We start from the raw sequence: 17917 nt of genomic DNA on the forward strand, positions 1-17917 counted from the left end.
CGAGGGCCCCCGTACCATGAGCACGTGCGGGGCAGTTCAAATGCAAGTGGATACAACTCACCCAGTGTCACGCGGGAGTTCCCGAGTGAGGCGGCAGCTGCCGTTGCCGATGATCCTAGGGGGCGTCACTCGTTCGTGCTACCCCAAAGCCCTTACCAGTTTCCGGAGTTGACGCCTCCGATTGCTGCGAGCGTTTGCGTTCAGGATTTCCTGGTCGGCCCTCGCAGCCTCGCCGTCCGGACGCGTTGTCGGACAAGGGGCCCTGGATTGGTCATATTGGTCGAACTGGACAGGGGGCCTCGGTAGGGTGAACCGTGCTCGCGTCAAACATCAGTTGACGTGTGTCTGGGCGTCAAATTAGCCTGTCCGTCACCGGGGGCACAACGACATACAGCGAAGAGTGGGAGGCCACATGGAGGTCGGTGAGGAGTTCGGGCCCTGGCTGTCCCGTCAGCTCAAACTCGCGGGCAAGACGCAGGCGGAGCTGGCCGACGAGCTGGGGCTGACCAGGGCCGCGGTCTCGGCGTGGATCACCAAGCGCTCGGTCCCGCGTCCGACCGTCATGGGGGAGATCGCCAAGGCGCTCGGCACGGACCTGGGCACGGTGCACACCCGCACCACCGACACGCAAGCCGGTCTCCCCATCACCTGGTACCACCGGCCCGGCTACCAGGACGGCGGGCGTGACGGCGGGAATGCCGCGGCCTTTGCCTTCGACGCGGACGTTCAGGTGCTCGCACGCGAGACCTGCCAGAACAGTCTCGACGAACGGCTTGTGGAGAACGGTCGTCCGGTCCGGGTTCGGTACACGATCCACGAGTTGACCGGCGAGAAGCTGGACGCTTTTCGTGCCGCCGTACTCTGGGACGACCTCCAGCCCCACTACTCGGCAGTCTCCGAGTCCGCCGCCGATCAGAAGGTCGGACGCGTCGTGGACGCCGGTGTGCGCGACATGTTCGAGATGGGTCGGCTGATCCTTCTGCGGATCGACGACTACAACGCCTCCGGTCTCACCGGTGACGACTACGGCGACGGCAAGTTCGCGGCGGTCGTCCGCCGGCAACTGGAGAGTCTCAAGTCCGGCCGGGGGGCGGGTGGTTCCTACGGGCTCGGCAAGGCCACCCTCTGGGCGACCAGCGCGCTCGGCATGGTGCTGATCAACTCCACGCTTTCCGTCCCTCACGAGGGCCGCACCGAGCGCCGTGTCATCGGTCGACTGGAGCTGCCGTGGCGCTCCGTCGACGGCAACTCGTACGCGGGACCCGCCTGGCTGGGCCGCCCCGACCCCGAGACACCTGGGGCGGAAGTGGTCCGTTCCTGGTGGGCGGACGAGGAGACGCTCAAGCGTCTCCACCTCACCCGCGACGGCGATGAGCCGGGCACGTCCTTCCTCATTGTCGGCGCCCATGATGTGGCGAGCCTCGAACAAGGCAAAGCAGACTCGCTCGACGAGGACGAGAACGGGAGCAATGACGGGACCCGCGACATCCGCGCCATGCACCGACGCCTGGTCGAGGCGCTGGGTCGGGACTTCTGGGCGGCCATGACGGGAGGCGGCAACAGGCTCCCACTGTTGGAGACCACGGTCTGCGCAATGCGCAATGACGAAGTTGTCATCGACGAGGTGAAGGTCGACCCTCTGGACAAACAGCCCGCGCGCGCGCGTGCGCTGCGCGCCTTCTACGAAGGGACGACCGTGGACCGGCTCACCGAGGCCGGTCAGGTGGCTCTCCGCACAGTCCCGCTTCGGCTGCCCGTGTCCGGAGGGCGGCGTGGCACGCTCGGCACACACCCGGGAGTGCTCCTGGTCACGGACGCGGAGGGCGACGACGTGCCGAACCAGGTCCATTCGCTGCGCGGCAACCGGATGACCATCAAGAAGTCGGGCGTCGCAGGCCTGCCGCTGGGTGTCAATCCTTTCCAAGCGGTCCTCCTGGTCGGGCACGCGGCCGGGGAGTCGGCGCCCTTCGCCGAGGAGGCCGAGGAGTTCCTGCGCGCCGCAGAACCGCCCGAGCACGATCGCTGGGGGCAGTCCGAGGAGCTGACGCTCCGTTGGTCGCACACTGCGCACCACCGCATTGCCAGGTTGACCACCGAGGTCAACGCGGCTGTGAAGGACCTGGTCGTACGGCCGAGGGGCGCCCGGTCGCAGGAGAGTGCCAAGCTGCGCAAGAAGCTCACCGTCCCGCAAAAGAGTGCCGCGCCCAAGCGTGCCTCCGGGAGGACCGTGCCCGAACTGGACGGGCTGGACGCCGAGATCGGCGCCGGCGGGGAGTGGCGGATCACGGCCGAAGTGAAGCTGCCACGTGCCGAGGAACTACCCGCCATGACACCGGTGGTGCTCCTCGACGTCCGGTCGGGCAGCCGACCCAGGCTCGATTGGGCGGAACTTGTCGCCGTGGAGGGCTGTGAGGTCGAGGGCGGCGTGCTCCGCTTCACGCCGGGTGTGCGCCGAGCCGTCTTCCAGGGTTCCACCGATGCCACGAGCCATCCGGTCCGCACCGAACTCACGCGACTGGTTCTCGAACTCCGTGCCGGTACAGGGAGTGAGGCGTGAAGTTCTACCCGTACAAGCGACTCAACCGTCCGATCACCCTGAGGGTGACCTCGGCCTCCCTCAGGCTGCCCGACGGCAGTCGCGATCACCTGGACATCTCGGCGTTCTCCATCCCTCAGCGGACCGTGGCCCTGGGTGTGGCACAGCACGAGGACTGGGTGTCGGCCAGGATCGGCCTGTCTGCCACCCTGCCTCCAGGCGCCACCGATGTCGACGCCCCGTGGAGCGATCTGCGGGTCCTGGCGGTGCTCATCGAGGGCGCCAGCAATGTGCGCACCTCCGCCGAACTCCGGCAGGACGCCCCGGGCAGCAAGGAGTGGTCCGGTGAGATGGAGTTGTTCCGCGACGATCACGTGAGTCGTGCCTCGTTGTCCGCCCACGCGGTCGCCACGGTCGGCGAGGTGCCGGGGCGGGCGATCACGGAGACGGACGGCGACTGGACCGTCGACGTCACGGCCGAGGAGCCTCTCGGAGGTCTGCGCCTGGACGTGAAACAGGCGAGTTTCTCCAAGAGCGCGCGGGAATGGTTGCGCCCCTACGCGGACGTGCCCTGGGTGATCGACGCCTCGGGCCGGCTGCCCGTGGTGATGGTCAACACCGACATCGAGGGCTTCTCCGACCTCCTGGGCGGCGAGAGCGGAGGGATGGAGAACAAGGTCCACGAGATCCTCGTCTCCCAGATGGCCACCGACGTGTGGACCGCGGTCTTCCACAGCGCCGTGGGCGACCTGGAGGTCGAACCCGATGGTTCGCCCGTCTTCCCCACTGACTGGCGGGGGGAAGTGCTGCGCGAGATGCTCCCCGACGTGGTACCGGGTCTGCATGTCGAGGAGGCACTCCGTCAGGTCCACCGCCGTCGGACCGGCGATGCCGGATGGGTGGAGCTGCAGACCCGCATCCACTACGCCGCCGTACGCCGAGCCGGTGCGAGCAAGGCGCTCGCCAACGTCCTGCACGCACTGCAGAAGATGAACCGAGAGGGCAGCGCATGATCGAGAAGCCTCATCATCTTCCCGAGCGGCTGGGCCTGCTGTCCGCGACGGCCGCCGATCCCTTCCTCACCGAGGACCTTCTCAAGGGAGTGCAGGGGCACGCAGGCGTCGACCTGGCCAAGGTCGTCGAACCCTTGCCGGAGGACGACGCCCGGTGGGCGGTCGAACCGCTGAGGGACCTGGTGGACGACGCGGTGCACCAGTTCAAGGAGAACCGGACGGACGCCGACGGCTGGCTCGCGCCCCGGTTGCACGCGACCCTGCGCCTCACTCGGCGTGAGGCCGCCGATCAGCGGATCTGGAACCACCTCGCGCTGGCCGTCGCTCCGGACTACGTGGCCTTCCGGCATCCTCCGGCGCCTCCGACGCGCGGTGGAGGGCAGCCGCGTATCAACAGCGCCCGCTTCAAGGGCACGGCGGACCGTCAGTGCTTCTCGCGCCTGTGGTGGGCGGCTGAGATGTTCCGCAACGGTGACGACTACGCACCGGTGGTCGCGGCCTGTGCCAACCAGGATCTGATCCACAACGCACTGCGCCTTGACCTGGTCGACCATCGTCCTACCGCGCAGGCCCTGGTACGGGTCCTGGAACGAGATGTCGTCAGTACGGGCCGAGAGATCAACGGCCTCATGACAGCGATCAGCACCGCCGGTGCCACCTTGGTCTACGACGTGCTGGCGCCCGACGAACCACGTGACCCGGAGGCGCTCCGCCAGTGGATCGCGGAGGCCGAGTCCGCGCCGCCGGTGCCGCGGCACGAACTGCCGACCGGCCCCGAAGAGGACCCGGCCCCTGAGGAGTCGGTGGCGGCGCTCACCGCGTACTTCACGGAACTCTTCGAGACGGCTCCGGTCAGGGGGCGGGCACCTCAGACCTGAACGGGAGAGGTCACCTGCCGGTGAGCGGGTGACCCGCCCATTGCCCGTGCTCGCGGATCTTCACCGGCTCACTGGGCCGCCAGGTCTCCAGAGCCGCGGCAGCCTGTTCCAGCCTGGCGCGGGCCTCCTCGTGAGTCGCCTCGGGTTCGAGTACCTGCCGCAGCACGTGCAGGGCGAGCCGGGGCGGTACGGCGTTCCCGATCTGCTGCGACTGGTCACCGCCGCTCCAGGGATACGCGACCGGGAACGTCTGGAGCACCCCCGCCTCGGCGAGGGTGAAGCGGTCGAAGTGAGAAAGAGGTGTGTCGGTGCCTCGGTGGACCAGGCGGTTCCGGGACACCTTCCCGGTGATCGTCGAGGAAGGGGCGTCGTGGTCCCTTCGGCCACGCGCGCTGGGATCGCCACCGGTCCCGTAGTTCGACACGACGGTGAAGGCGGGGCGGTCCGGCAGGTGGGGGGCGAGGCCGCGCGCCTTCTTGAGAGCCGTCTCCATGGACACCCAAGCCGCTTTCGGCGTCCCGTCGAGTGACTCCTCCCGAGCGTTCCACAGCAGAGTGTCGGCCTGGTCGGTCGCCGACGGCCTGGTGGGAACGTTCCTGGGACGGTAGCGCTCGTGGGTCTCGGCCACCTCCGGGACGCCGGTTCCTCCGAGCCGTGCCATGAGCACCGCGCGCTTCCGGGTCTGCGGAACCCCGAACGCCTCGGTGAGCATCAACTGCGTCCTGGTCCGGTAGCCAAGGGTGGTGAGTACCTCGGCGTACTTCTCCCACACCGGCATGACGGCAGGCACCTGCTCCAGCACGACGGCTTCGTAAGGCTTCGACCCCGGGCGTCGGCTCCGCTCGATCACCCACCACAGGGGCTGGAGGACCAGCCCCGTCCGCTCGTCGCCCAACTCTTCGAGCCTGACCTTGAAGCCATCGAGTTCATCCTCAAGGGCACTGAACTCCTCGATCAGACGCTTGAGTTCGTCGTCCTCGAGGTCGAGGTCCTGTGGGGCCCCGAGGGTCTTCAGGAATTCCTTGATCTCTCTCGGGGAGCTGCCGCGTTCTTTCAGGTTGTGTGCGAGGGCCTTGCGCTTCTCGCCCCTGCGCGCCTCGACCTCACGCTTCTCGGTCTTGACCTCTTTCGCCAGCTCGGCTTTCAGCCGGAGTTCCTCGGAGATCTCACGCCACTCCCGGAAGATCTCCTTCCACTCCCCGTTCTCCACGCGCACGGCATCGTGCAGGCGCTGGATGTAGCCCAACACCTGGTCCAGTGCCCTGCGGCCGGCGCCATGTCCGGCTACGGTGAAGGTCTGGCAGGGAGGTCCACCTGTCAACACCTGGGCGTGAGGGAAGAAGGACGCGCGATACTTCCTCACATCGCCGTAAAAGGTGTCCATCCCCGCCGCGCTGCGGGTGGCGCACGCGTTCTTGTCCCACTCGATGCCGGTGACCCGGTGACCCAGGACATCCGCTGCCACATCCAGTCCGCCCGGCCCCGCGAACAAGTCCAAGATGCGGAAAACCGCAGGTGAGGGGGGTGCGTTCTCGATGTGGCTCATGGGCTTGAAGTGTAGCCGGCGATCGGGAGTGGCATTCCCGCCCTTCCTATGCACGGGCGGCCGACCGTAGGGCCGTCGCGATGGCCTTGCCGAGCGCCGTGCCCACCGGCGGAGGGGTGGCGTGACCGATCTGCCGGTACCGGGCCGTCTTCCGGCCGGTGATTTGCCACTCCGGGGGGAACGACTGAAGTACGGCCGCTTGGTCCACCGTGATCTTCAGCATCCGGGCTGCCTCGTCCGAGCGTGGCCACACGTAGTCCGGCCCCGGTACCTCGTCGGCGAACGCGCCGCCGTTCACCCCCATCCGAGCCCAGGCCCGTTTCGTGCCGCTGGGGCCGAGGTCCGCTCCGCCCCGGTTGTCCGAGCCCCCGACGAGGGTCGGCGCCACGGCCCGTGCCTGGTCCGCCCAGGCATCAGCCTCGGACCAGCCCCGGGCGCTCATCGATCGACGCAGCGCCCGACCGACCGAGACGTGCTCGCTCACCGTCGGCTCAGGCGGAACGAAGGCACGGAACCACGGCTCCTTGATCGCCACGAGAACGCCCTGCAGTCGCTCCTGGGGAACGCCGAAGTCCGCCGCGTTCAGCACGAACCAGCGGAGCCGGTAACCAAGATGCGCCAGCTCGCCCTCGATGAACTCCCTGACCTCTGCATACGCGGGCGAGTCGACGAGAGCGGGCAGGTTCTCCAGCAGCAGGGCGCGCGGCTGGATCGCGTGGACCAGGTAGACCGTGGCGGTGAGCAGTCGCAGTTCCGGCTCGCTGTCCGACCGTCTCACCGCCGCCGAGGACTTCACCCGGGGCAGGCCTGCCGAGAGCAGATCGACGTCCAGGGTCTCCGGGTGCTCCTCCGGGAGGAAGCTGATCAGATCGTCGCAGACGACCTTCCAACGAGGCCGGTTGGTCAGGATCGTCTCGCACGCCTGGGGCTTGTTGTCGAGCAGGAGCACCGGTGAAAAGCCCGCGCTCTCCAGCCCCGATGCCAGGCCGCCCGCACCCGCGCAGACATCCACGAAACACAGCCGGTCCGTCATTCGCTCCCCCCTCAGTCCAACACACGGCCCGACGACCGCGTTCTCACCTTGCGGCGCCCCGCACCCGCTTCTTCAGATCCACCGCCGCCCGCACTGCTGCTGCCACCTCGCCGGGCGGTACGTGCTCCCAGAACCGCAGTACCGTCCAGCCCTGGGCGGCGAGGTGTTCGGTGGTCTCTCGATCACGGGCCATGTTCCGATCCAGCTTGGCGCGCCACCAATCCGCGTTGGCCTTCGGATGCGTGGCGTGTTGTGGGCAGCCGTGCCAGAAGCAACCGTCCATGAAGATCGCGATCTTGTACTTGCCGAAGACGATGTCGATCGTGCGGCGCGGCATGCCCGGCACCGGTACGTTCACGCGATAGCGCAGGCCCGAGGCGTGCAACAGTCGCCGAACCGCGATCTCCACAGCGGTATCACGAGAGCCCTGCCGGCTCATACGGGCGGAGACTGCGGCGGAGGAGGGAAGGGCATCGGGCACGACGCCATTCTGCCGGCGGGCTCGGTATCGGTTACAGGCTATGGCGGAGGTCTCCGGGTGGACGAGCACCAAGGCACCTTCGCGGCGTTCCAAACCTGGACGACACGTGGAGCACGCGTGGACCTACCCCCGGTTCTTCCTGCTCCGCAACGTAGCAAAACCAACCGCCCATGCTGCGTCGTCGAAGCCGCAACCACCGCCATCGACAGTCCGAGGCCGACGAGAAGGTAGGACAGCGAGTGGTCGTACAGGACCCGCAGGATGGCCCCGGGGGCAGGCCCAGGATGCTGAGGACGCCCAGGGCGCTGCGACTGGTTGTGGCGGCAGTCGCTGATCGACAAGCATGGTCAACGTTGACGAGAACATGACGGGGTCGTCGGCGACTGCCAAGGCCGTGTCAGGGGCGGGGGTACCGGGTGAGTGACCGGCATGTACGGAAGATGTTGGGGCAGATGGCGAGCGGGGGGCCCGTTCAGGTCGCTCCCGCCATGGGGTCGATGAAGAAGTTCACTCGACTCGCCTTCATCGCCGAGCAGTTCGGGTACGAGTACGCGGACATAGGGCAGGGCGGTGGGCCGGACGGCAACGGGTACGTGATGCTGATCGTGCCCGACCCCAGCCCGCAGGCCCGCGCGCGGGCCGCGCAGAACTGGGCGCGGTACCCGGACGCGAGCGACGGGGGCACGCTGCCGACCCTCGTGCCCGATGAGGTCGAGCTTCTGAAGGCCCGCATCACCTTCAATATCACCGCCAAGTTCACCGACAAGCAACGGGTGCTGCTCGCGGCTGCCGGCGCCGTTCCGCTGGCCCTGCTCGTCGGCTTCGAGATCGGCACGGGCACCACTGCCGTTGTCCTGACCGGCATCGTCTGGGCCGCGGTGATGGCCCTCGTGCCCCTCGGACTCGTCGTCAACCGACGCTACAGAGCCAAGTACGCCGCCCTCCTGCAAGCTGCCGGGTACACAGAGGTGACCGACCCGAACGGGCGGCTGCGGTATGTGCCGCCGGACGGGCAGCTTCCCGGGCACGGCAATCCGTTCGCCAGAGGGACGTAGTGCCCGTGCTGCCGGGTTCGCCCGCCGCCGAGCCGCAGGGTGCAGGCCCGGCTAGGCCGCCCGCCAGACCGTCATGTCCATGGTGATGAAGCCGATCTCCGGCATCGCGGTCGACTTCACCTGGAGTACGAGCAGCGCGATGTCTCCGGAAGGGCGCTTGACGCAGATCTCGCTGCCGCCCGCCGCCGCGGCCAGCAGGACGTGGCGATCGTCGGCGTGGTGGGTGTCGTAGGCGCTGAGTGTAAGACGGCAGTCGTCCAAGGAGGCCCCGGGCTCGCCGGGCAGCAGGGCCAGCGCGCTGGTGTCGCTTTTCAGCTCGCAGCCGACTTCCTTGCAGTCGAAGCGGATGTCCCCCTTGCGACCTTTGCGCTCGACCCCCTCCTTGATGTTCAGGGAGTTCTTCCGGTCCAGGAATATGCCGGGGTACGGGAGGGCCTTCGGCGGCTCGGGTGCGGCGGAGGAGGGGTGCGACGGTCCTGGTGCCCCGTTGTCGGCCTCCGAGGCCGGTGTGGCTGCTGGTGAGGATGATGCGGACGCCGAGGACCGTGCGGACGTTCTCGGAGGGGGCGTCGAGGACGCGGCCGTCTCCCAGTCGCGGAGCCGGTTCACCGTGTTCATGGCCGTCCAGGTCAGGCCGGCCAGCAGGAGCGCGCCCGCCGTCACGGATGCGATCGCGACCAGGGCGGTGCGGCGTCTGCGGGTGCGTTGTTCTTCCGGGTTGAGAGGGATCGGCGGCCGCGGCCATGTGGGCTGTGGGGCCGGGACGGTCGGCTGCGGCCAGCCGGCCGAAGGCAGCGTGTATCCCTGGGTGGGGTTGGGGACCGGGGGCGGGACCGTCACCTCCGGTCCCGCGATCTCCCGCCAGACGGCCGGTCCGCCGCCCGCGTCGGCGTCCTTGCCCAGCCGTTGGCGGCACCATTCGACGACCTCCGCCGGGGTGGGGCGTTCCTCCGGATCGGTGGCCAGGCACCGGGCGAGCAGCGGACGGAGCTCATCGGGCAGGAGGGAGAGGTCGGGTTCCTCGTTGACGATCCGGTACAGCACGATGACCGCCGGTCCGGTCCCGTACAACGGCTCGCCCAGCGCCGCGAACGCCGCCGTCTGGCCGAGCGCGAAGACGTCGGTCGCCGGCGTGAGCTCGCCCGCGGACGCCTGTTCGGGAGCCATGAACGACGGTGTGCCGATGGCGGCGCCCGTGGTGGTGTGCGAAGTGACGTCCGAGGCCAGCGAGATGCCGAAGTCGATCACGCGCGGGCCGTCGGCGGCCAGCAGCACGTTCGACGGTTTCAGGTCCCGGTGCACGATGCCCGCGTCGTGGATGGCCTGCAGTGCCTCGGCCACCCCCGCCATCAGCCACAGCACCGCCGGAACCGGCAGCGGTCCGCGCCGGGCGACGGCCTCGGTGAGGGACGGGCCCGGTACGTACAGCGTGGCCAGCCAGGGCGGTACGCCGTCCGCGGCGGCGTCGATCAGCTCGGCGGTGTACGCGCCTCGGACCCGGCGGGCGGCGGCTATCTCCCGACGGAACCGTCGGCGGAAGGCCGGGTCGTCGGCCAGTTCCGGGCGGACCACCTTGATCGCCACCGGGCGGCCGCCCTGCGTGTGCGACAGGTAGACCCGGCCCATGCCACCGGCGCCGAGCCGGGCGGCGAGGCGGTAACCGGCCACCGCGGGAGGGTCGTCCGGTTGCAGCGGCTGGAACACCTCAGTCGCACCGGCATTGTTCATCGGCCCTCGTCCCCCTGATCCCCAGATCCCCAGATCCGGTGAGTCGACCAACAAGCAGCACCCTAAAGCGTGTTGCCGAGGCTGTGATCAGGGGCGGTCGTCAGGGCCGTTGGGGAGCGGATCGAGGCGGGACCCGGACCGGCGCGTCCGTGGGCGTACTCGGCGAGGATGCTCCGCGCCGGCGGTCACCTCCGGTGGTACGCCTTGTTGGCGATGCGCCACCCGCCCTCGGCCCGGACCAGCAGGAAGACGTCGGTGAAGGTGTCCGGGCCGTGCCGGAGGGTCATGGACGCGGTGGCGATGGTGCCGTGGACGTCGACGGTGTCGATGCGGCGGGTGCGGGTCGGTTCGTCGGCGGCCGGGCGGCCGTTGAAGAGCGCGCAGTACTCGTCCAGACGCCATGACACGAACGCGCCGTCCCGGATGCCCTCGATGTGGGCGGTGGGCAGGAACGCGTCGCGGAAGTGGGTGGGGTCGCCGGTGGCGTGGCCGCGGACGTAGAGGCGCAGTGGTTCGAGCACGGTGTCGTCCACGGCGGGGACCGTGGCGGCCACGGCGATGTCGGCCTCCGGGTCGGCAGGGGTGCCGTCCAGGTCGGCCGCGCTGCGCAGGGGGCTGTTCGACGCCGTGGCCAGCAGCGCCATGTCCTTGGCCAGCGCGCCGATCGTGAACTCGGCCGGGGCCGGGGTCGACTCGTCAGCAAGGAGGAAGGTCCGCTTGCGACCGACGAGCCCGCCGAGTTGGCCGAGTTCGAGGACGTCCAGCGCCTGGGCACGGGGCAGGTTCAGGGCGTCGGCCTGCCGCAGCGAGTCGCGCAGGGCGAGGACGGCGCCGGCGAGACTGCTGTTGGCGACCAGCTTGAGCGCGGCGCCGGTGGCGGCGTTGTCGACGGGGAGCACGGTGCCGAGCGCCCGCAGTACCGCTTGGACCCGGTCGAGCGCCTCCCGGTCGCCCGCGGCGAGGATCCGCAGGGTGCCCGTGGTGACGGCCGGTACGGAGCCGAGTACGGGCGCGTGGACGTAGGACGGGCCGAGCCGGCGGGCCAGTGCCGAGGCCTCGGCGGGGGCGATGGTGCTGGTGTTCAGCACGACCGTGTCCGGTCGCAGTGCGGGGCGGATGCGTTCGACGACCTGCCGGCAGGCCCGGCCGTCGAACAGCGTCAGGAGCGCGATGTCCGCCTTCGCCACGGCGTCGTTCGGGTCGTGGGTCGTCTCGACGGCGCCCGCGACATGACGACCGGATCGTGTCCAGCCGACGACGTCCCAGTCAAGGCCGGCGAGTCGGGTCGCGATCGCGGCGCCCATGCGGCCCAGGCCGAGCACGGCGACGGTGTGCGGTGTGGTCATGCGTCCGAGCGTGGGGCATCGGGAGGGGTGCGACAAGCGCAGATCCGGCAGGGGAGCCCTGCCGGATCCGCATACCGGCGGGCATACTTGCGGGCCATGACGCTCACTTCATGGCGGACCTTCGTGATGGTGTGCCGGCTCGGGTCGTTGTCCGCGGCGGCCGACGAGCTCGGCTACACGCAGTCGGCCGTCTCCCGGCAGATCGCCGGACTGGAGCGCGAGTTCGGGGTGCCGCTGGTGCAACGGCATGCGCGTGGCGTGCGTCCGACGCCCGCCGGAGAGGTGTTCCGCCATCATGCGACGGCCGCGCTCACCGAGGCCGACCGGGCGGTTCGTGCCGTACGGGACCTGCGTGACGGTGCGCCGGGCCGGCCACTGGCCGTCGGCGCGACGCCGTCCCTGGCCGCCGGGATCGTGCCCGTGGCGATACGCCGCCTGCTGGACACGGCCGGACCCGTCCGGTGGAGCCTGTCGCCCGGACTGAGCCTGGAGCTGTACGACCGTGTGGTCGCGGGCGACCTGGACGTCGCCGTGGTCACCGACGCGCCACCGGGGCTGCCCAACGACCCGCGTCTCGAACGGCGGTTCCTGGGCATGGACGAGATGGTCGTCGTGCTGCCCGTCGGCCACCCGCTGGCCGGGTGCGGTCCGGTACCTGTTCGGGCGCTGGCCGACCAGACGTGGGTGGAGGACAACGAGGGCTCGGCGGCGCTGCTGCGCCAGCACGCCGCCCGCGCCGGGGTGACCGCCCGCATCGACCTTGTCGCGGCCGATCTGCCCGGCAAGCTGGCCCTGGTCGCGACCGGCCACGCCATCGCGCTGATACCCGGGGTGCTGGCCGGCGCGCTGCGGACCGACGTCACCGCGGTGGCCCTCGTGGATCCCCCGGCCCGCGGCATCTACACGATCACTCCGCGCCGCGACCCGCACCCTTGCTCAGCGCCCCTGCTCGACCGGCTCGTGACAGCCTTCGCGGCCGGCCGCCCCGCCCAGGCCGAGCACGGGACGGCTGCGACCGACGCCCACGAAGTACCGGACGGCTGAGACGGACGCCCGCGAACGGGACTGGATCCGCTCGCTTCCCGCCCGCTCAGACGGTTCCGGCAGGTTCGGCGGGCTCGGCGGGCTCGGCGGTCTTGGCGGGTTTGGGCACCCCATGGCACTCCCCGTACGCCTGCCCCGACCCGCACCAGCACAGCGCCCCTCGCTGCGGCGGCCAGGTGACCGCGCGGCCCCGGGCCGCCAGGGTCGTCGCGTACTGGGGCAGCAGGGTCGGGTCGGACGGGGAGGCGGCCTCCGAGGCGGCGAAGGCCTCGTAGGAGGGGACCGTGCCCGTGACGATGCCCAGGTTGGGAGTGCCGGAGGAGGACAGTTCGCGAAGGGACGCCTCTATCGTCGCCAAGTGGGTCTCGTGGGAGGGGTATTCGGACGTGAGACCGGCGTAGGCCGTGAGGAGTTCCGACAGTTCCTCCGCCGGCCAGTGCAGGACCGCCACCGGGAAGGGGCGGGAGAGGGCCGCGCGGTAGGCGCCGAGTTCGGCGCGGAGGCGGGTGATCTCCGCTTGCAGTTCGGCCGGGTTCTCCGAGCCGAGGGACCAGACGCGTTTCGGGTCGTGGAGCTCGTCCAGGGGGACCGGGGAGGTGTGAAGGGTGTCGGCCAGCATGTCCCAGTCGTCGTGGGCCGCGCCCAGCATGCGGCGGACGCGGTGGCGGCCGAAGAGGAGGGGGTGGGTGGCGTGCGGGGGCTCCTGGGCCTCCGCGAGCAGCAGTTCCACGCCCTGGGTGAACGTCTCGTGCGCTGCTTCGAGTTCGTCGTGGGCCTCCAGGGACTCCGCGACGATCACCCAGGGGGCCGGGTCGCGGGGCGCCGCGGAACGGACGCCGTCGATGATCGCTCTCGCCTCCGCCTCGTGGCCGTACTCCCAGAGGTTGGCGGCTTTGAGGGCCCGGACCAGGTGGGGGTTCTCCAGGTCGGCGGGGGAGGACAGCAGGCGGTCGTAGAGGGTCGTCGCGGCGGGGCGGTCGCCGGACAGTTCCCGGTGGGCCGCGGCCTGGAGGAGGAGGGCCTCGGCGTCCTCGGGGTACAGATCTGCGGTCCGCTCGAGGCGGGCCGCTTCAGTGGCGTGGTCGGCGTCTTCGGCGGGCGTGGCGGGGCGCATGGGGGACACCGTACTGCCGGACACCGACAAACGTGAGGTATCTGCAGGCCAGGGGACCCAGAGGATCCGGGGAACCCCACCCCCGGGGCCAACCCTCGTCCGTACGCCCCGTCCTGTGCCCGCACCCCCTTCCCGCACCCTGGCCGAGGCGGCTGCTGCAACCGCTCGAGATCGATCCGGTATAACGGTCTGCACGCCGCTATGGTGAGCCGGATGCCGCACGCCGCCCGTCGATAACCGGCAACCGGCAACCGGCAACCGGCACCAGCGCACCGCACCGCACGCTCACGGGGAGGGAGCCGACGTGATCCGCAGTCGCGTCGCCACGCGCCCCGCCGCCGTGCCGCTGCTCCTGTCCCTCCTCCTGCCCCTCCTGCTGCTTCAGGTCGTCCTGTTCGACACCGGCGGTCTGCCCGGAACCCTGGCCGTCGCGCTCGCCGCGACCGCCGCGGCCGGTTCCGCGCTCGTCGTCTGCGCGGTGCTCGCCTCCCGCTGCGCTCCCGCCGTGCCGCCCACCCGGGTGCGTACGGCCATCCGGGACCGGGACCGCCGTACGGCCTTCCTGCCGCAGCGCGATCCCGACGCCGCGGGCCGGCCGCGGCCCCGGGCACCCGGGCGCGCCCTTCCGGCGACCACCGCGTAGGGCACCGCACACCTCACCTCGTGACCCCGCGCGGGTCGTCATGCCGTCATCCCCGTACGCCATTCCCGTACGCCTGGCACGACGAGACCCCCGGAGGGCTCACCCATGTCCGTTTTCGCCGGCCTGGTCGAGCGGCTCGCCGACCTGCTTCAGCCGCTGTTCCACGCCTCCGCGGCCGCCGCCGCGATCGTCCTGTTCACCGCGCTCGTACGACTCCTCCTCCATCCCCTGTCCCGGGCCGCCGCGCGCGGGCAGAAGGCGCGGTCCGCGTTGCAGCCGCGGATCGGCGAGCTGCGGAGGAAGTACCGGAAGGACCCCGAGAAGCTGCAGAAGGCCGTGCTGGAGCTGCACGCCGAGGAGAAGGTGTCGCCGCTGTCGGGCTGCCTGCCCAGCCTGCTGCAGATGCCCGCCTTCTTCCTGCTGTACCACCTGTTCTCGACACCGGCCGCGGACGGCGACGGACTGCTCGGCCACCGGCTGCTGGCCGCGCCGCTCGACGGGCGGTGGGCCGACGCCCTGGCCGGGGACGGCGTGTTCGGGGCGGCCGGGGCGGTGTATCTGGGGCTGTTCGCGGTGGTGGCCGTCATCGCCGCGTTCAACTTCCTCCGGGCGAGGAAGTCCCTGGACACGACCGATGTGGCAGGCCTGAGCGGCGGCGCCGCGGGCGCGGTCGGCAAGGCCGTGCCGTACATGTCCTTCTTCACCCTGGTCACCGTGGCGGTGGTGCCGCTGGCCGCGGCGCTGTACGTGGTGACCAGCACGGCGTGGAGTGCGGCCGAGCGGGTCCTGCTGTACCGGTGAGCGCGCGGGAGCGGCCGTCCTGCCGGGCGGGCCTACGGTCCAGTACGTGAACGCGCTCTTGCGGAGTGGAGGTCGACCTTGGACGATCGACCAGTCCTCCGATGGTTGCGTCTGCCGCACCCAGGTCGCCCTCATCGGCCGGGCGCCCGCGATCGAGGGAGTTGACACATGAAGCTGCTGCGAGTCGGTACGGCGGGTGCGGAGCGGCCCGCGCTGCTGGACGCGACCGGGGTCCTGCGGGACCTGTCGGGCGTCGTCCCGGACATCGACGGCGCTCTGCTCGCCGACGACGCGGCACTCGGCCGGATCCGGGACGCCGCCGCCGCGGGGGAACTGCCCGCGCTGGAAGGGGCCGGGTCGGACGCGGCCGCGTCGCGGATCGGGCCGCCGCTCGCGCGGATCGGCAAGATCGTGTGCATCGGGCTGAACTACCACGACCACGCCCGTGAGACCGGCGCCGAGCCGCCCGCCGAGCCGGTGATCTTCCTCAAGGCGCCGGACACCGTCGTGGGGCCGAACGACACCGTGCTCGTGCCGCGCGGCGCCGCCAAGACCGACTGGGAGGTGGAGCTGGCGGTCGTCATCGGCCGCACGGCCCGCTGCCTGGAGTCCCACGAGGAGGCGCTCGCGCACGTCGCCGGGTACGCGGTGGCGCACGACGTCTCCGAGCGGGAGTTCCAGATCGAGCGCGGCGGGACCTGGGACAAGGGCAAGAACTGCGAGACGTTCAACCCGTTCGGGCCCTGGCTGGTCACCGCCGACGAGGTCCCCGACCCGCAGGCGCTGCCGCTGCGCCTGTGGGTCAACGGCGAGCTGAAGCAGAACGGGACGACCGCCGACCAGATCTTCCCCGTCGCCGAAGTCGTGCGCTACGTCAGCCAGTTCATGACCCTGTACCCCGGTGACGTCATCAACACCGGTACGCCGGCCGGGGTGGCCCTGGGCCAGCCCGAGCCGAAGCCGTACCTGCGGGCCGGGGACGTGGTCGAGCTGGAGATCGAGGGGCTGGGCCGGCAGCGGCAGGAACTCAAGGACGCGTAGGCGCTGCGCCGGCGGGGCCGGGAGACCGCGGGCGGTTCCGGGCCCGCGGCGCCGTCGTGGCTCGCCGTGCCCGCGTGGCGGATCCGCATGTCGGCACCGTCGGCACAGTCCCGCGCCCCGTGGCCCGGTCCGCTCACGCCAGCAGGGAGGCCAGCTTGCGCCACTCCTCGCGCGGCAGGGCGTCGCGCGGGCCGTCGGCGACCACCTGGAGTGCCACGTGGTCGGCGCCCGCCGTGTGGAACGCCTCGATCCGCTCGCGGATCCGGGACTCCTCGCCCCAGGCGAACACCGCGTCGATCAGACGGTCGCTGCCGCCGCCGGTGACGTCGGAGTCGGTGAAGCCGAGGCGCAGGAAGTTGTCGGTGTAGTTCGGCAGTTCCAGATAGGGGGCGAGGTACCCGCGGGCCACGGCGCGGGCGCGGGCCGGGTCGGTCTCCAGGACGACCTTGAACTCCGGTGCCAGCAGCGTCGTCCCGCCCAGGATCTCGCGGGCCTGCGCGGTGTGGTCCGGCGTGACCAGGTACGGGATCGCGCCGGCCGCCCGGTCCCGGGAGAGCCGGAGCATCCTGGGGCCGAGGGCGGCCAGTACCCGGCGCCCGGCGGGCACGCCGCCCTCGCCGGACCGGTCGAGCTCGTCGAGCCGGTCCAGGTAGCCGACCATCGTCGAGTACGGCTTCCGGTACTGCTGCACGCGCGGGCCGTGGCTCACACCGAGGCCGAGCACGAAGCGGCCGGGGTGGGCGGCCTCCAGCGCGGTGAACTCCGCCGCGGTCCCGGCGGCGTCCTGCTGCCAGACGCTCTGGATGCTGGTGGCGACGACGATCCGCCCGGTCGCCTCGATCAGCGGGGTGGCGTTGCGGGCGGTGCTGTTGCCGCCCAGCCAGACGGCTCCGTAGCCGAGTTCCTCCAACTCGGCGGCGGCCTCGGCGAGTTCGGCGCGCCGGGCCGCGTTCTCCGAGCGGAGTCCGATGCTCCAGATGCCGTACCGGCCGATGGTCTCCGGCAAGGGGCGCGCGGGGCCTGTGGTGTCGCTCATCGGTTCCGATCCCTCCGGACGGGGGTTGCTGTGCCTTGATCGTCACGCGTCCGGCAGGCCCCGGCCGGAGGGCGTCCCGGGCCGATTCCCGGCTTCCCCCGAGCGCACTAACCTTGATCGTGCGTGACGGTCTCCGGCAGGGGGATCGCCCGGAGCGGAGGACCGTACGTGACCGCGACCCTGAGAATCCGCCGTGTCGTGGAGGACGCGACCAGCGACCGGACGACCGGCGCATACCTCGGCTTTGTCGCCGTTCTGGGGATCCTGGCGTCGGCCGAGGGCCTGGGCCTGGTGGACACCGACTCGACGGCCCGGTTCCTGACCGTCATCCTCTGCATGCCCTGGACGCTCCTGGTGGCCGCCGTGGTGTGGCTGAACGACGGCTTCTACTGGTTGCTGGGCCACAACTTCTTCGCCGACTCCCCGGCCTGGCTCTTCGAACCGCTCTGGACGGTGTTCTGGACGGTGGCGGCCCTGGTGAACACCAGGACCATCGCCGCACTGTCCCGTTCGGTCTCCCGACGGCCCGGTGTTTCACCCTTCCTGGTCCCGATGGGCCTGTTGGCGTTCGTCAGCCTGGTCGCGCTGCTCTGGCGCCTCTGAACCCGTGACCGGGCGGGTG

General features: G+C 70.7%; 16 protein-coding genes. 9 read left to right on the forward strand and 7 right to left on the reverse strand.

What is annotated here, in order from left to right:
* Positions 1-412: 412 nt before the first annotated feature.
* From ACIQMV_RS12095 to ACIQMV_RS12105, 3 genes are read left to right on the forward strand one after another with little or no spacing between them, the layout of a single operon-like run.
* On the forward strand, positions 413-2557 hold the full coding sequence (locus ACIQMV_RS12095; RefSeq protein WP_402592567.1) for a helix-turn-helix domain-containing protein: 2145 nt from the start codon (positions 413-415) through the stop codon (positions 2555-2557).
* A complete protein-coding gene (locus ACIQMV_RS12100) occupies positions 2554-3549 on the forward strand; it encodes a hypothetical protein (protein ID WP_402592568.1) in 996 nt (331 codons plus the stop codon). Before ACIQMV_RS12095 ends, ACIQMV_RS12100 begins: the two co-directional genes overlap by 4 nt.
* Positions 3546-4427 (forward strand): DUF6339 family protein, encoded by an 882-nt coding sequence (locus ACIQMV_RS12105; RefSeq protein ID WP_141360592.1) that lies wholly within the window; start codon positions 3546-3548, stop codon positions 4425-4427. The genes ACIQMV_RS12100 and ACIQMV_RS12105 overlap by 4 nt, the downstream gene beginning before the upstream one ends.
* A gap of 10 nt (positions 4428-4437) precedes the next feature.
* Here ACIQMV_RS12105 and ACIQMV_RS12110 read toward each other — a convergent pair whose 3' ends face one another.
* From ACIQMV_RS12110 to ACIQMV_RS12120, 3 genes are read right to left on the reverse strand one after another with little or no spacing between them, the layout of a single operon-like run.
* Positions 4438-5973 carry a DNA cytosine methyltransferase gene (locus tag ACIQMV_RS12110; protein ID WP_402592569.1) on the reverse strand — a complete coding sequence of 512 codons (1536 nt, stop codon included), beginning with the start codon at positions 5971-5973 and terminating at the stop codon, positions 4438-4440.
* Between the two features lie 46 nt (positions 5974-6019).
* Positions 6020-7006 (reverse strand): DNA cytosine methyltransferase, encoded by a 987-nt coding sequence (locus tag ACIQMV_RS12115; protein WP_141360594.1) that lies wholly within the window; start codon positions 7004-7006, stop codon positions 6020-6022.
* Between the two features lie 43 nt (positions 7007-7049).
* Positions 7050-7487, reverse strand: a complete 438-nt coding sequence (locus tag ACIQMV_RS12120) for a very short patch repair endonuclease (protein WP_253266163.1) — start codon at positions 7485-7487, stop codon at positions 7050-7052.
* 497 nt (positions 7488-7984) lie between these two features.
* On the opposite strand from ACIQMV_RS12120, the gene ACIQMV_RS12125 reads away from it, so the two are divergent.
* Positions 7985-8542 (forward strand): hypothetical protein, encoded by a 558-nt coding sequence (locus tag ACIQMV_RS12125; protein ID WP_402592570.1) that lies wholly within the window; start codon positions 7985-7987, stop codon positions 8540-8542.
* A 51-nt stretch (positions 8543-8593) separates the two neighbouring features.
* Here the strand turns inward: ACIQMV_RS12125 and ACIQMV_RS12130 are convergent, their stop codons facing one another.
* Complete coding sequence (locus tag ACIQMV_RS12130; RefSeq protein ID WP_402592571.1) at positions 8594-10270, reverse strand: serine/threonine-protein kinase; 1677 nt, start codon at positions 10268-10270, stop codon at positions 8594-8596.
* Positions 10271-10455: 185 nt separating this feature from the next.
* Positions 10456-11616 carry a nuclear transport factor 2 family protein gene (locus ACIQMV_RS12135; RefSeq protein WP_402592572.1) on the reverse strand — a complete coding sequence of 387 codons (1161 nt, stop codon included), beginning with the start codon at positions 11614-11616 and terminating at the stop codon, positions 10456-10458.
* Between the two features lie 96 nt (positions 11617-11712).
* Between ACIQMV_RS12135 and ACIQMV_RS12140 the strand changes: the two genes are divergently transcribed.
* Positions 11713-12660 (forward strand): LysR family transcriptional regulator, encoded by a 948-nt coding sequence (locus ACIQMV_RS12140; RefSeq protein WP_402592573.1) that lies wholly within the window; start codon positions 11713-11715, stop codon positions 12658-12660.
* Positions 12661-12706: 46 nt separating this feature from the next.
* Here the strand turns inward: ACIQMV_RS12140 and ACIQMV_RS12145 are convergent, their stop codons facing one another.
* The gene (locus ACIQMV_RS12145) at positions 12707-13774 is read right to left on the reverse strand and encodes an SEC-C domain-containing protein (protein ID WP_402592574.1); all 1068 of its coding nucleotides are present in this window, start codon (positions 13772-13774) and stop codon (positions 12707-12709) included.
* A 304-nt stretch (positions 13775-14078) separates the two neighbouring features.
* On the opposite strand from ACIQMV_RS12145, the gene ACIQMV_RS12150 reads away from it, so the two are divergent.
* The 3 genes from ACIQMV_RS12150 to ACIQMV_RS12160 all read left to right on the forward strand — a co-directional run bounded on the left by ACIQMV_RS12150 (position 14079) and on the right by ACIQMV_RS12160 (position 16259).
* A complete protein-coding gene (locus ACIQMV_RS12150; protein WP_402592575.1) occupies positions 14079-14417 on the forward strand; it encodes a DUF6412 domain-containing protein in 339 nt (112 codons plus the stop codon).
* A gap of 105 nt (positions 14418-14522) precedes the next feature.
* Positions 14523-15218, forward strand: a complete 696-nt coding sequence (locus ACIQMV_RS12155) for a YidC/Oxa1 family membrane protein insertase (protein WP_402592576.1) — start codon at positions 14523-14525, stop codon at positions 15216-15218.
* A gap of 168 nt (positions 15219-15386) precedes the next feature.
* Positions 15387-16259, forward strand: coding sequence for a fumarylacetoacetate hydrolase family protein (locus tag ACIQMV_RS12160; protein WP_141360602.1), 873 nt, complete (start codon positions 15387-15389; stop codon positions 16257-16259).
* 133 nt (positions 16260-16392) lie between these two features.
* Here ACIQMV_RS12160 and ACIQMV_RS12165 read toward each other — a convergent pair whose 3' ends face one another.
* Positions 16393-17295 carry an LLM class F420-dependent oxidoreductase gene (locus ACIQMV_RS12165; protein ID WP_402592577.1) on the reverse strand — a complete coding sequence of 301 codons (903 nt, stop codon included), beginning with the start codon at positions 17293-17295 and terminating at the stop codon, positions 16393-16395.
* A gap of 168 nt (positions 17296-17463) precedes the next feature.
* Here ACIQMV_RS12165 and ACIQMV_RS12170 point away from each other — a divergent pair, with 168 nt between their 5' ends.
* On the forward strand, positions 17464-17898 hold the full coding sequence (locus ACIQMV_RS12170) for a hypothetical protein (protein ID WP_402592578.1): 435 nt from the start codon (positions 17464-17466) through the stop codon (positions 17896-17898).
* The last annotated feature ends 19 nt before the right edge of the window (positions 17899-17917 follow it).

Source organism: Streptomyces sp. NPDC091412 (assembly GCF_044756885.1).
In the GTDB taxonomy this organism is placed as follows: domain Bacteria; phylum Actinomycetota; class Actinomycetes; order Streptomycetales; family Streptomycetaceae; genus Streptomyces.

What these genes read in the sequence shown, in the direction of transcription:
- ACIQMV_RS12095 (WP_402592567.1), top strand. Translation starts at nt 413, where the DNA reads ATGGAGGTCGGTGAGGAGTTCGGGCCCTGGCTGTCCCGTCAGCTCAAA.
- ACIQMV_RS12105 (WP_141360592.1), top strand. Translation starts at nt 3,546, where the DNA reads ATGATCGAGAAGCCTCATCATCTTCCCGAGCGGCTGGGCCTGCTGTCC.
- ACIQMV_RS12110 (WP_402592569.1), bottom strand. Translation starts at nt 5,973, where the DNA reads ATGAGCCACATCGAGAACGCACCCCCCTCACCTGCGGTTTTCCGCATC.
- ACIQMV_RS12115 (WP_141360594.1), bottom strand. Translation starts at nt 7,006, where the DNA reads ATGACGGACCGGCTGTGTTTCGTGGATGTCTGCGCGGGTGCGGGCGGC.
- ACIQMV_RS12125 (WP_402592570.1), top strand. Translation starts at nt 7,985, where the DNA reads ATGAAGAAGTTCACTCGACTCGCCTTCATCGCCGAGCAGTTCGGGTAC.
- ACIQMV_RS12130 (WP_402592571.1), bottom strand. Translation starts at nt 10,270, where the DNA reads ATGAACAATGCCGGTGCGACTGAGGTGTTCCAGCCGCTGCAACCGGAC.
- ACIQMV_RS12135 (WP_402592572.1), bottom strand. Translation starts at nt 11,616, where the DNA reads ATGACCACACCGCACACCGTCGCCGTGCTCGGCCTGGGCCGCATGGGC.
- ACIQMV_RS12140 (WP_402592573.1), top strand. Translation starts at nt 11,713, where the DNA reads ATGACGCTCACTTCATGGCGGACCTTCGTGATGGTGTGCCGGCTCGGG.
- ACIQMV_RS12145 (WP_402592574.1), bottom strand. Translation starts at nt 13,774, where the DNA reads ATGCGCCCCGCCACGCCCGCCGAAGACGCCGACCACGCCACTGAAGCG.
- ACIQMV_RS12155 (WP_402592576.1), top strand. Translation starts at nt 14,523, where the DNA reads ATGTCCGTTTTCGCCGGCCTGGTCGAGCGGCTCGCCGACCTGCTTCAG.
- ACIQMV_RS12160 (WP_141360602.1), top strand. Translation starts at nt 15,387, where the DNA reads ATGAAGCTGCTGCGAGTCGGTACGGCGGGTGCGGAGCGGCCCGCGCTG.
- ACIQMV_RS12165 (WP_402592577.1), bottom strand. Translation starts at nt 17,295, where the DNA reads ATGAGCGACACCACAGGCCCCGCGCGCCCCTTGCCGGAGACCATCGGC.